The 12,449-nt window shown below is 63.1% G+C and carries 12 protein-coding genes and 1 pseudogene; 11 read left to right on the top strand and 2 right to left on the bottom strand.

The annotated features are described in order from the left end of the window. The first annotated feature begins 3 nt into the window (after positions 1-3). The 11 genes and pseudogenes from P8L30_06105 to P8L30_06155 all read left to right on the top strand — a co-directional run bounded on the left by P8L30_06105 (position 4) and on the right by P8L30_06155 (position 10,077). The gene (locus P8L30_06105; protein ID MDG2239756.1) at positions 4-714 is read left to right on the top strand and encodes a (Fe-S)-binding protein; all 711 of its coding nucleotides are present in this window, start codon (positions 4-6) and stop codon (positions 712-714) included. After that, positions 711-2,108 (top strand): LutB/LldF family L-lactate oxidation iron-sulfur protein, encoded by a 1,398-nt coding sequence (locus P8L30_06110; GenBank protein ID MDG2239757.1) that lies wholly within the window; start codon positions 711-713, stop codon positions 2,106-2,108. The genes P8L30_06105 and P8L30_06110 overlap by 4 nt, the downstream gene beginning before the upstream one ends. After that, positions 2,105-2,725: a lactate utilization protein gene (locus P8L30_06115; GenBank protein ID MDG2239758.1), complete on the top strand. Its 621-nt coding sequence runs from the start codon at positions 2,105-2,107 to the stop codon at positions 2,723-2,725. The genes P8L30_06110 and P8L30_06115 overlap by 4 nt, the downstream gene beginning before the upstream one ends. Beyond that, positions 2,722-3,513, top strand: coding sequence for a cyclase family protein (locus tag P8L30_06120; GenBank protein ID MDG2239759.1), 792 nt, complete (start codon positions 2,722-2,724; stop codon positions 3,511-3,513). The genes P8L30_06115 and P8L30_06120 overlap by 4 nt, the downstream gene beginning before the upstream one ends. A gap of 10 nt (positions 3,514-3,523) precedes the next feature. Next, positions 3,524-4,294 (top strand): peptidylprolyl isomerase, encoded by a 771-nt coding sequence (locus tag P8L30_06125; GenBank protein ID MDG2239760.1) that lies wholly within the window; start codon positions 3,524-3,526, stop codon positions 4,292-4,294. 88 nt (positions 4,295-4,382) lie between these two features. Beyond that, the gene (locus P8L30_06130) at positions 4,383-5,705 is read left to right on the top strand and encodes an APC family permease (protein MDG2239761.1); all 1,323 of its coding nucleotides are present in this window, start codon (positions 4,383-4,385) and stop codon (positions 5,703-5,705) included. A gap of 2 nt (positions 5,706-5,707) precedes the next feature. After that, on the top strand, positions 5,708-6,247 hold the full coding sequence (locus P8L30_06135) for a thiamine pyrophosphate-binding protein (GenBank protein ID MDG2239762.1): 540 nt from the start codon (positions 5,708-5,710) through the stop codon (positions 6,245-6,247). After that, positions 6,247-6,852: a thiamine pyrophosphate-dependent enzyme gene (locus P8L30_06140; protein MDG2239763.1), complete on the top strand. Its 606-nt coding sequence runs from the start codon at positions 6,247-6,249 to the stop codon at positions 6,850-6,852. Before P8L30_06135 ends, P8L30_06140 begins: the two co-directional genes overlap by 1 nt. A gap of 160 nt (positions 6,853-7,012) precedes the next feature. Next, positions 7,013-8,614: an NAD(P)/FAD-dependent oxidoreductase gene (locus tag P8L30_06145; protein MDG2239764.1), complete on the top strand. Its 1,602-nt coding sequence runs from the start codon at positions 7,013-7,015 to the stop codon at positions 8,612-8,614. Between the two features lie 162 nt (positions 8,615-8,776). Then, a pseudogene (locus P8L30_06150) lies at positions 8,777-9,127 on the top strand (aminotransferase class III-fold pyridoxal phosphate-dependent enzyme). Positions 9,128-9,360: 233 nt separating this feature from the next. Then, the gene (locus tag P8L30_06155) at positions 9,361-10,077 is read left to right on the top strand and encodes a Spy/CpxP family protein refolding chaperone (protein MDG2239765.1); all 717 of its coding nucleotides are present in this window, start codon (positions 9,361-9,363) and stop codon (positions 10,075-10,077) included. A gap of 82 nt (positions 10,078-10,159) precedes the next feature. On the opposite strand, the gene P8L30_06160 is transcribed toward P8L30_06155, so the two are convergent. Beyond that, positions 10,160-12,052 (bottom strand): M6 family metalloprotease domain-containing protein, encoded by a 1,893-nt coding sequence (locus tag P8L30_06160; GenBank protein MDG2239766.1) that lies wholly within the window; start codon positions 12,050-12,052, stop codon positions 10,160-10,162. After that, entirely contained in the window at positions 12,049-12,426 is a 378-nt protein-coding gene (locus P8L30_06165) for a hypothetical protein (GenBank protein ID MDG2239767.1), read from the bottom strand. The genes P8L30_06160 and P8L30_06165 overlap by 4 nt, the downstream gene beginning before the upstream one ends. Positions 12,427-12,449 lie beyond the last annotated feature (23 nt).

The following is a 12,449-nucleotide window of genomic DNA, read 5'->3' on the forward strand; positions in this document are numbered from 1 at the left end:
CGCATGAAGGTCTCCCTCTTTGCAACGTGTCTCGCCAACCAGTTCTATGCAGATGCCTGCGCGGACACTGTGCGGCTGCTTCGACACCTCGGCGTAGAGGTCGATGTTCCGAAGGCTCAGACATGCTGTGGCCAGCCCGCCTACAACGCGGGGCGGCGAGCCGAGGCCTGTGACATGGCTCGCCACACGGCGACGGTCTTCAGCAACTCTGGCTACATCGTTCTTCCCTCCGGTAGCTGCGTGGGCATGATGCGCTCCCATTATCCCGACCTCCTCTCAGAGGACGAAACGGTACCGGACTTGGTCGAGCGCACATTCGAGCTCTCCCAGTTCTTGGTGCGGGTCATGGGCGTAACGAAGCTCGGCAAGGGGCTGGAGGGTCGGCAGATCGCCTACCATCACAGTTGCCATGCCCTGCGAGAGCTCGGCGTTCGAGATGAACCACTCGCCTTGCTGCGTGGCTGCGGGGCCGAGGTCGTGCCGTGGGAGGCCGACGAAGAGTGTTGTGGCTTCGGTGGACTCTTCAGTGCAAAGCTCCCGGAGACATCAGCAGCCATGGCCGACCGGAAACTGGACACGCTTCCCGAGGTCGATGTCCTCACCTCAACGGACGGGGGGTGCCTCATGCAGATGTCAGGACGAGCGTCCCGCCGTAGCGTCGGGCCGCCGTTCAAACACCTTGCCAGTCTCCTCTGGGAAGGAGTGGGCACATGAGCTGCGGATCCACTCCGGGTCAGTACCGGAATGAGGCCGCTCGGACGATCCGCGAGGAACCTCAGGTCCGTGACTCCGTCACTAAGGCGACACTCACGTTCGACGCGCACCGGGTCGAAGCGTTCGCTCAGATTGATTCCGAGCGATGGAGAGATTGGGCCCGCGACGTAAAGACGCACCTCCTGACCCATCTCGATACGTATCTCGAAGAAGCCGAAGCGCAGTTGATCGCGAACGGCGCGAAGGTGCACTGGGCCGAGACGGCAGAAGATGCCCTGGAGATCCTGGCCGGCATCATCAGGGAGCACGGCATCAAGAGCGCCGTGAAGGCGAAGAGCATGCTCAGCGAAGAGCTGCAGGTGAACCCGCACCTCGAGAAGCTCGGCGTAGACGTCCGGGAAACCGACTTGGGCGAGTACATCCTTCAGCTTCTGGGCGAGCCTCCAAGTCACATCGTCGGGCCAGCGATTCATAAGAGCTTGGAGGACTGCCGCGAGCTCTTCCACGAACGTCTCGGAACACCGGTGAACGCTGAGCCAGACGAGCTCGCCGCTGCCGCCCGGGAGGCACTGCGTAAGGACTTCCTCGCTGCCGACCTCGGCATATCAGGCGGGAATTTCATGGCAGCTGATACCGGCACCATCGCGCTCATTGAGAACGAGGGAAATATCCGGCTCTCTACATCGCTGCCTCGAGTTCACGTCGCGTTCGTTGGCATCGAGAAACTCGTACCTACGCTCACGGACGTCGCTGGATTCGTCCAGCTCACGTCACGCGCAGCCACCGGCCAGCCGGTTGGGAACTACGTCTCGCTCATCCAGGGACCAAAGAAGGCCAATGAGCCGGACGGGCCCGAAGAAGTGCACGTCGTCCTCGTCGACAACGGTCGTACGAAGCTGCTCGCCGACGACGAAGCCTGGGAGGCATTGAGGTGTGTCCGGTGCGGTGCATGCCTGAACATCTGCCCGGTGTACCGCCAAACGGGGGGCCACGCATACGGCTGGACCTACTCTGGCCCGATCGGGGCAATCATCGCACCCGGAATCTTGGGACTCGAAGAGTCGATGCCGCTGCCTCACGCGTCGAGCCTGTGCGGAGCCTGTGCGGACGTATGTCCCGTGCGCATCCCGATCCCGGACCTGCTCGTCCATTGGCGCGAGAAGGCTGTGACCGCAGGACTCGCACCGAAGTCCGAGACCTTGGGACTTAAGGCCTACTCCGCCTTGGCCCAACGACCCAATCTCTTCAACACCGCCGGCGCAATCATGCGTCGTGCTCCGCTCGAGTTGGGCGGTCGAGCCCTACCCATCCTCAGTGGTTGGGTCCTTGAGCGGGCCGCACCTGAGCCAAGCGCAAAGAGCTTCATGCAGATGTGGGAGGAAGGCATCGTATGAGCGCTCGTGATCGAATCTTGGGCCGTGTGCGTGAGGCATTGGCCGAACGGAAACAGGAGGCTCATCCAGGTCCGTTTGGAGGATGGCGGTCTGAAGGTGAAGACAGTCCTGCGGTAGACCGGTTCATACAGCTGTTCGAAGCCGCAGGTGGAGAGGTCGTGCGGTTCGACGACGACGCGGTTGCTGCGGCATGGGTAAGGGATTTCGTGTCCAAGTATGACGCGGTCTCGATGGGGAGGCTGGCTCGAGGGCCCACAACGGTCGGCGCTGAGTCGCCGGAATTGGTGCTCAAGTCAGCGGATCCTGCCGACTCCGATGTCGGCATTTCACTGGCGTACGGAGCCGTGGCTGAAACCGGCTCGCTCATCATGACCCCTCAGGACGGACGGCGGGCTCAACTGCTCCCGCCCGTGCACGTCGTCTGGGTCGAAGAGAAGATGATTTTCCCGATGTTGTATCAGGCCCTTTCCACCTTGGGTAAGGATCTGCCGTCCGCAGTCGGATTGCACTCCGGCCCGTCGAAGTCCGCGGATATCGGGCAGATACTGGTAAAGGGTGTGCATGGACCAGGACGATTGATCGCTGTGCTTTTGGCCGACAAAAGGAACAGCACATGAAACAAGGCGTGATGGTCGTGATCGCGATGGCGTCAGCCGCCTGCGCAGCCCCTGAGGCACCGGTAGACACTCTCGCCTCTCTCTTTGCAGACGACATGACCGTGGTCGACCTCACGCACGCCGTGAGCGCTGAGGCACCGTATTGGCCCGGGTCTCCTACGAGTCCGTTCCTGCACGACACATTGTCCGCTCATGACGACGGCGCTCCGTCCATGGCGGCCTACGCGGTACCCGAACACTTCGGCACACACTTCGACGCACCCGTGCACGGCGGCAAGGGACTGGCATCAGTCGATCTCGTACGGACGTCCGAACTCTTCGGCCCAGCGGTGGTCATCGACGTGACGGCTCAAGCAAAGGCAGATGAGGACTACGCTGTGAGCGTCGCTGATATCGAAGCTTGGGAGTCCGCTCATGGAGCGATCCCGACGGGCGCCATCGTCTTGATGCGATCCGGCTGGCCCGAACGATGGACGCAGGGTGATGCCTACTACAATCGCGGTGAGGACGGGCACCTCCACTTTCCTGGATTTTCCGTCGAGGCCGCGGAGTTCTTGATCAGCGAGCGAGACATCGCTGGTATCGGGGTCGACACCGGCAGTGTGGATCCAGGGAACGCGAACAGCTTCCCTACGCACGGCGTGGTGAACGGGTCGGGCGGATTCCACCTTGAGAACCTGGCCGACATGAGTGCGCTGCCCGAGTCGGGCGCCTACCTGATCGTCGCACCCATCAAGATCGAAGGTGGGTCAGGCGGACAGGTGCGTGTGTTTGCGGTGGTCCTTTAGTGCAGCGGCCATGACAGACCCGATCCTCCGCCAAAACGACACTGAGAGCTGCCGATTCTCATGGTTCGACAGGATTAAAGCTCCGCTAGCCCTGGCTGCCGTATTGATCATCGCGGCCTGTAACGGGGATGGTGGGGACGCCATCGATCCACCGAATACCGACCAGATTCCGCCCGCATCTGCCCCCGACCACCGCGCCGTCCTCCTCGACCCCACCCACCCCGCCTGGTCCGAACCGGCCCCCGACACCTTCGAAGCCCACCTCGAAACCACGCGCGGCCCCTTCGTCATCGAAGTCATCCGTGAATGGGCGCCCGTCGGCGCGGACCGCTTCTACAACCTGATCCGGCACGGGTACTACGATGACGTCCGGTTCCATCGAGTGGTCCCGGACTTCATCACCCAGTGGGGAGTCTCAGGCGATCCGGAGGTCGACGCGGTGTGGTACGAACGCGGCATGCCCGACGACACGGTGGTGGCCAGCAACGTGAGGGGCACGATCGCCTACGCCTTCACGGAACCCCGCACGCGAGCCACTCAGATCTACATCAACATGGTCGACAACTCGCGCCTCGACGCTGGCAGCTTCGCGCCCTTCGGTCGAGTCACGCGAGGCATGGGGACCGTGGTCGACTCGATCTACTCCGGATACGGTGAAGGGTCCGGCGGCGGCGTCCGCAACGGCGACCAGAGCCGCCTCGTCTCCGAAGGAAACGCCCACCTGGACGCGAACTTCCCCGAGCTAGACCGGCTGATTCGAGCGACGATCGTCACTCGCTGATCTCGTGGCTGGTTTGACCGGATTCGTTGCGCGTCGAAGGTTGATCGACTCCGGGTGATCCACCGCCACATTTGTGAGTGAGGCTACAGTGACCGAAGGCTCGTCGACCTACCAGCTCAAGCGCGTGCTACGCGTCCGAGACGGCATGGCAGTGACGGTCGGGATCGTGATCGGTGCCGGTATTCTCCGCACGCCTGGCCTGATCGCAGGGTATCTCGACAATCCTTGGCACATCTTGGGGATGTGGTTTTTCGGCGGGGTGGTCGTTGCCCTCTCCACGCTGGTACTCGCGGAGATGGCTGCGGCACTCCCCGAGGCGGGGGGCAAGTACGTCTACGCTCGGCACGCTTGGGGCCCCACGATGGGTTTTGTCGCTGGGTGGGCTGAACTTCTGGTCTCGCGAGGCTTCTCGGGCGCGGCCAAGGCGGTCGCCATCGGGGAGTACATCCGCATCCTTACCGGCGGACGAGGCTCCATCTCTTTGTACGCCCTCGCGGTCTGTGTGGCCTTCTTCTTCCTGCATACGCGCGGCCTCAAGGCAAGTACTCAGTTCCAAAACATCACTACGGCCATCAAGGTCCTGATCGTCTTCGGGATCGCTGCCGCCGGCCTCGCTGCGGGTGAGTTCGCGGGTTTCCAGCCCTCGGTCACGTCTGCGTCGGGCCCCACCGCCGGCCTGCTTGGCTTCGCCCTCGCCTATCAGTCCATCTCCTTCGCCTACTACGGCTGGGAAGACGCGGCGAAGATGGCTGAAGAGGTGGAAGACCCAGGGACTGCTCTCCCGAAGATCCTCGTCGGTGGGTCTCTCGCCGTGATGGTCCTCTACCTGCTCCTGAACACCGCATTCCTGGCCGCGCTCACTCCGGCTGAGATGGCCGGTTCCGAGCTCGTCGCTCAAGACGCGATCACCGCCGTCTTCGGGAGCGCCGCAGGCACTGTCGTGGTCGTCGCGAGCCTGCTCATCCTCATCAGTAGTCTGAATGTGAACTTCCTCGGGCTGCCTCGAGTCGCGTACGGACTGGCCCAGCACGGATTGGCTCCAAAGGCGTTCGCCGAGGTCGATGCCCGGGGCACGCCGCGCAAAGCGCTCTACTTCATCTCGGCCTGGATCGGTCTGATGGCCCTATCCGGACAGCTCGAGTTGCTCATTCGGTTCATGATGACCGTCGCCATCACCGTGGATACCATGGTGCTGATGGGGTATTTCAAGCTGCGCTGGTCTAAGCCGGACCTAGAAAGGCCCTTCAACATGCCAGGACATCCGTGGCTGCCGGCCGTCACGGTCGCGTTGTATCTCGCGATCCTGGCGATCTTGGTCGGCACCCAGCCTCAACTCGCGCTTGGCGCCGGAGCCATGATCGCGGCCATCTTCATCGCTGGCTTCTTCACAGCACGAAGAAATGGGGGCTGACCCTGTCCTGTCCGACTGAGACCCTCCGCGCCTTAGCTGCCGCACGCATCACACATGTCGTCGGCATTCCAGACAACACTTCGGCACCGCTTTTCGATGCATTGGGGGATCATCCCTCGATCACATTGGTAACGGCGACGAGAGAAGGTGAGGCGATCGCAGTGGCCGCAGGGCTCTGGCTCGGAGGCGCCGCGCCGCTCATCGTGATTCAAAACACGGGGCTGCTGGAATCCGGCGACAGCCTGCGGGGCACAGCTTCCCGAATGGGGGCCGCGGTACCGATGCTGATCACGGGCCGGGGCTACGCAAAAATGGCGAAGGCCGGCATCACTCCCGATGAACCACGGACTCGGGCTTTTCTCACGAGGCCCGACGTCGACACAACCGCTCCACTTACGGAACCGACGCTAGACGCGTGGGGCATCCCGTTCGAGCGCTGTGAAGAGGAAGAGTATGCGGCTGCCACGATTCTTAGAGCCATAGAGTCCGCTAGGACCGAAGAACGACCAACGGCGGCGATCATCGCCTGCCCGCTTAACTGATGCTCACACGAGCTCAGCTCTTGGGTCCGCTGGCCGAACACAGGACCAACGAGGTCGTGGTCACGACCATGAGTGTGACCCGCCCATGGGGGCGTGTGTCTGATCATGACCTCGATTTCGCTTCGGCGGATAGCGCGATGGGTCACGCGGCAGACCTCGCCCTCGGTGTCGCGTTGGCCAGACCCGACCGACAGGTGATCTGCCTGAACGGTGACGGCAGCATGCTCATGACACTCGGCACGCTCGCCACGGCTGTAGGAGCTCAAGCGACCAATTTCGTTCTCGTCGTCGTCGACAACGGCACATATGAGATCACGGGAAATCAGCCAGTCGCAGCCTCTGCGATTATCGATCACGCCGCTATGGCTCGGGCCTCCGGCTGGACAAACGTCCACACGTTCGCCGATGCTCGCGAATATGCTGTGCAACTTCCTGCGATTCTCGCCGCGGCTGGACCCACGTTTATCCACGCGCTCGTCGCACCTGGCACAGAGGGCCCGATCAGCCGTTCTTCGGCTGAGGAAGCGCGCTATCTGAAGGTCTCCCTGGCAGACTGGTGCCGCGTCATGAAGGCGTCGCTGATGCGCACGGGACCCGCGGCCTGAAGGCATCCCTGGTCGTGTGGGGAATCTTCCCTCGACGACGCTTGATCCGCCTCTCTAGGCGTCCTGGCGTTCCCTATGTCACGGATGATGACTACACGTAGCTTGAGGCCCCGCAGAAGTGCCCGAACGAATGAACCCCAAATCTCCACGTCCTTCCGCCATGACCACATTGCCGTCAGAGATCGAGATCGAGCTGGGGCTCGACGAGGCGGACGACGACGAGGCCATACGCCGGAAGGCGGCACGACGGCTCGGCTGCGAGCTGGACGACGTTCCCCGACTCGCCCTCCGCAAGCGATCGATCGACGCACGACACGGCAAAGTCGTGTTCCGACTCTTGCTGGAGCGGGACCCGGCGCCGCGGGAGATGGGCGCCCCCCATCCCGTCGACGTGGACCGCCTGGGCCGGGTGATCGTCGTCGGAGACGGGCCCGCGGGCTTGTTCTGTGCCTACGAACTCGCGCGTCGCGGCATCGGCTGTACGGTGCTGGACCGAGGCAAAACAGTTCAGCCCCGCCGCCGGGACCTGAGGGGATTGAACCAGCTCGGGGTCGTGGACCAGGACAGCAACTATTGCTTTGGCGAGGGCGGTGCAGGGACGTACAGCGACGGCAAGCTCTACACGCGGTCCCACAAACGCGGCGACTGTCGTGACGTGCTCGAAGTACTGGCGCTGCACGGGGCGCCCGAGTCGATCCTGACAGATGCACGCCCCCACATCGGCAGCAACAAGCTGCCCAAGGTCGTGACCTCGATCCGAGAGCACCTAGAGCGTCACGGTGTGACCTTTCGCTTCGGCACACGCGTGGTGGGCTTGCTGACGCGGGAGCAGGGGGCACGTCGCCTGGCGTGCGGAGTGCGGATCGAATCTGGGGAAGAACTGGGCGCCGACGCCGTTGTGCTCGCCACCGGACATTCGGCCCGGGACGTCCACCGTATGCTTCTCGACGCCGGAGTTTCACTGGAACCGAAGGCGTTCGCGTTGGGTGTGCGCATCGAACACCCTCAACCCTACATCAATCGCATTCAGTACGGCCGCCACGCGGATCATCCAAAGTTACCCAACGCAGCCTACAAGCTGGCGTTCACGGAATCGGGACGCGGCGTGTTCAGCTTCTGCATGTGCCCCGGCGGGTTCCTCGTTCCGGCCTCGACGAGCCCTGGCGAGTTGGTGCTCAACGGCATGAGCCTCTCCCGGCGCGACTCGCCCTTTGCGAATTCTGGATTGGTGGTCGGCATCGAGGTTGCGGATACACTGAGGGCTGGCTTCAAGGGACCGTTGGCGGGCGTCGAACTTCAGCGACGCATTGAAGAGACGGCGTGGGAGGCGGGCGGCGGCGGCCTGCGCGCGCCGGCCACCCGAGCCACCGACTTCTTGGCAGGACGGGGTTCCACCACCGTCCCGAACACGAGCTACCAACCCGGGCTAGAGGCCGCCAACGTCGGAGACGTACTGGACTTGGTCGGGCTGGGACTGGCGGACCGTATGCGCCGCGCGCTGAAAGTCTTCGAAAAGCGGATGCGGGGCTATGCGAGCGAGGAGGCCGTACTCGTCGGCGTCGAGTCGCGAACGAGCTCACCTGTGCGCGTACCCCGAGATCGCGAGAGCCTCACCAGCCCCGACCTCGATGGACTCTACCCCTGCGGAGAGGGGGCCGGATATGCGGGGGGCATCATGAGCGCGGCCATGGACGGCATCGGCGTGGCTCGGGCGGTCTCGGCGTCGGTCACGGCGGAGCACCCAGCGGCCGGAACGGGGTGAACGTCGCAATCTGACGCTAGACTTCGGTTGGGTTTCCTCTCCTGCTCCCGAAGGCACCGTATAACGAGTCGAGCGCGAGCATCACATCCTTTTCCTCAATGTAGATGTGGAACTCACGAGTCGTCGAGGCCAACTCCGCCAGGTTGATACCCGGGAGCGCACGGCTCCACGTTCGGCGGCAACCCGCTCGCTTGCGCCGCCGGGATCGCGACGCTCGAAGCCCTGAGCGACGGGCAGATCATAGCCAGCGCCGCACGCAACGGAGATGCACTTGCTGCCCGCCTGCGCGAGACTGCCCCAGCAGGGCTGCGGGAGGTTCGCCAGATCGGTCTGATGATCGGCATTCAGGTGCGAACGACCGCGCGTCCATGCCTGGCTGCGCTTCAAGAGCGTGGGATCCTGGCGCTCACAGCGGGGAAGAACGTCGTGCGGTTGCTGCCGCCGCTCGTGATCAGTGAAACCGACCTCAAAACGGTGGGTGACGCTCTTATCGAAGTCTTGGCTGAAGTCTAGCACGCCGTCCCGTGGCGCGAGGCAGAGCGCGATCAGCCATACCGTTCCTCGATACAGTCGGCGGTTTCCTTTCTCTCGAGGCGTTGTGTCGTGAAGGCATCACCGACACAGGCCGCCGCCGCGTCCTAGCTCGTCCCCAGAGTCGATTTAACGAACCCGCCCTTCCCCTCCTCCAATGTTCAGAGCGAGGCCGGAGGTGACCTCGCCAGAGGTGCGCTAACGGGATGAGAACAATGAAAAAGACGGTGGGAGGGCTTCTGGTTCTGGCAACGGTGATGGCAACCGGAGCAGCTGACCTCACAGCCCAACAGGGACGACGAGGCGCACAAATGGGTGCGGATAGAGGGCAACGCGGGGGTGTGGAGAGGATCATGCAAATGCGCGAGCGTCTCGAACTCACAGACAATCAACTGGCGCAGCTCGACGCGCTCCGCTCTACGAGCGTGGCGCGCCGGACCGCCGCCATGGCTCAGATATCCGAACTGCAATCTCAGCTCGCTGCGGGCCAAATAGAAAGAAGCGATTTCATGGCCGCCATGGAGGGGCGCAGAGACGAAACCAAGGGAGTCGCAGAGGCCCACCGGACTCAGATCGAATCGCTCCTGACCGACGCACAACGCGAAACCCTTGAGCAGGCTAGCCAGCGCGGTCGCGCCTTCCGAGCGGGTGTCGCCGCAGGCATGCGCCGCGGCGGGCAAGGCCAAGGCATGTCACGCCAACGCGGCGTTCGTGGCCAGCAGGGCATGAGGGGTCAGAATCGCCAGCACCCGGCGATGCAGGGGCGGCGCGGTCCCGGGGGCCAGGGTGCCGGAGCGCATCGCGGCCAGGGTGTTCGGGATCAGCGCTCGGGTCGAGCTCCTGGGGGTGCAGTACGCATGCAGCGCCGTCGAGGCGGCGGAGCGGGCTCCGGCAGCGTGGCCGCAGACACAACCAACATCGGATTCATATAAATGACACGCACCTCACCATGTGGGTCCGATGCGGCCCCCGTCTGGCTACGGCTGGGCGGGGGTCTTTTTGGTGCGGCTTGACTCAGGAACCGCCTGTGCCGTTCTCCCGGATCCACTTCCGCAGGTCACCCACGTCGTAGCGACCATTGTCGTTCCCCAGCTGATCGATGTAGTGCTTCTCACCAGGGGAAAGCTGATCGACATCAGTGAGCAGGAAGGGCTGCATGATCTGCTCGAACACAGGATTCCACGGCGTTGTGTTCAGCTGTACCGAAATATCCTGCGAGATGAGACCCCCGGCGTCCTGCACGCGGATGGTCAGGTCATGAGGGCCCGCTTCAGTCACGAAACCTCCAACGAACACCTCGTCACCGTTCGCAGACAGCGTCATCGTCGACGGGGCGTTCCCCGTGACCGTATAGGGCTGCCTTCCCCCGGCGATACGGATGAACCGGAGGAACGACTTGACCGCCTCCACCTCGAGCGGTGCTTCTGGCGTGACGATCAGAGGGGTTTCCCCGGTGGAGAGAACGATCCGTGCACGACCGTTCTCCACTGAGATCTCGTGAATCGTCACCGACGTGGTCCTCCCATCACTCAACAGTAGCTGAGGCGCAGTAGCAGCATGCAGTTTCCTACTTACTCCGTTCACACCCCACGCATCGCCGGCCTCTCCGCGGTTCCCACCCTCCAGGCTGTTCCGGGTCAACCCACGATTCCCGTCCTGCTCGAGCATCGTGAGGTTGTAGGGGTCATTCGTCGTAGGATCGGGGCGGAACGACGCCTCTATGTCCTGCTTTATGAGGAGCACCCCTTCGGCCGGGATCTCAGCATCAAAGCCCTCTTGAACGCGATACTCCGCGATCAAGAATTCTGTATCCCCTGCTCCAAGCGGAATCCTCAGCGCCTCACGAGAGGTCAGGATCGGGTCGAGAAAGATCTCCTGGTTCCACACCTCTCCGGGATCGACCCAGTCGATCCACCCCAGGACGCTCTTAGACCGCGCTGTCATGTGCGTGGGCCCGAAAGGCTCGGCACGATCTGCGACCGGGCCACATCCCCATGAGCCAGCGGCCATCAGCGACCAACACCCTAGAACCCATCGCCGCCCCAATGCCCCATCCCCCGTGGGGTGGTAGTAGTCGGGAAGCCCGAGAACATGGCCGTACTCGTGCGAGATCACGTTGGCGGACTGAACACTCTCCCCTGTGCAGTCCGCGACACTCTGCGTGATGTATCCATTGATCTCGATCAGGCTGCCGTTCGCACCTGGGTCGTCAGTGACATAGGGGCCACCCTGACCCGTCGCTCCGTTGATACTCCAACGGTGGGGCCAGATCGACGGACCTCCGCACGAGCCCGCAATCTCGAGGAACTCGAAGGTGACGGCATCAACAATCCCGTCGTCGTCCCCGCTGTTCGGGATCCCGTCCGGGCCGTCACTGTCGTATTCGCCGAAGTCCACGTTCGGGTCCGTGAGCGTCAGCGCCTCGACCAAGTAACTCCCCAGGTCCGCATCTCCTCCCAGCCCGTTTCCAGTCCCGACGATGGAGTCCATGGTGTTCGACGTGCGGACCCAGGGGAACACCTCACCCGTCACGGTCAGCGCCCCGCCTGACATTTCATGGTACGCCTCGGTGATCGTCCCGTACGGAGTTGGACCATCGAACAGCGACGCCTGGATGTCATCCCGAGAGATGTGAGGCTCCTCTGAGTCCGAGAAGAGAGCCAAGATGATCGCGAGCTTCGCTGTGCCTTCCCCTCGGCTGGCGACCCGTTGCCCTCCGGACTCGGTCCGGAAGAGTCCATTCGGGAGTTGGTACGCCGTGGGGTCAGCCTGTACGCGTTGGTAGTAGGCATCAGGTAACGACAGCCCCCGCAGGCGCGCCGCCGATTCGATGTCTTGAGCGCTCACCTGAGTTCCCAGGCTGAGCACCGCTAACAGCGCGCCGAGGAAACCGATCCCCCACTTCATCGACGAAACTCCAGCTCATAGTCCGTGGTCCCGCGAAGCTGATTGTCCGGCCCCGCCACCTCATGGATCACCCACCCCGGTGGATTCGTCGTGTCGGAAACGGCCAAGCGGAAGCTGAGGTCACCGCCGTCCTGATCGATAAGGACAATCTGTGTGATGCTATTTCCTTCCTGGCTCCATACCTCGGTGGCACCGGACGCACTCACAGACCCGACGTCGTCGCCGAGAATCGCGACCAACGCGGCCCCCTCGCTGCCATTGGGAGACTTGAGAGTCACGGTCATCGTGCCAGGGCCTGAAACGGGCGCCTGATCGGAACATGCGCCGACCAGTAGAAGCATCATCACCGTCAGGAATGAGCGGAGGAGGGTCATACGGGAACCTCGGTCAGGGTCGA

The organism is Longimicrobiales bacterium (assembly GCA_029245345.1).
Taxonomy (GTDB): domain Bacteria; phylum Gemmatimonadota; class Gemmatimonadetes; order Longimicrobiales; family Gaopeijiaceae; genus CALFPJ01.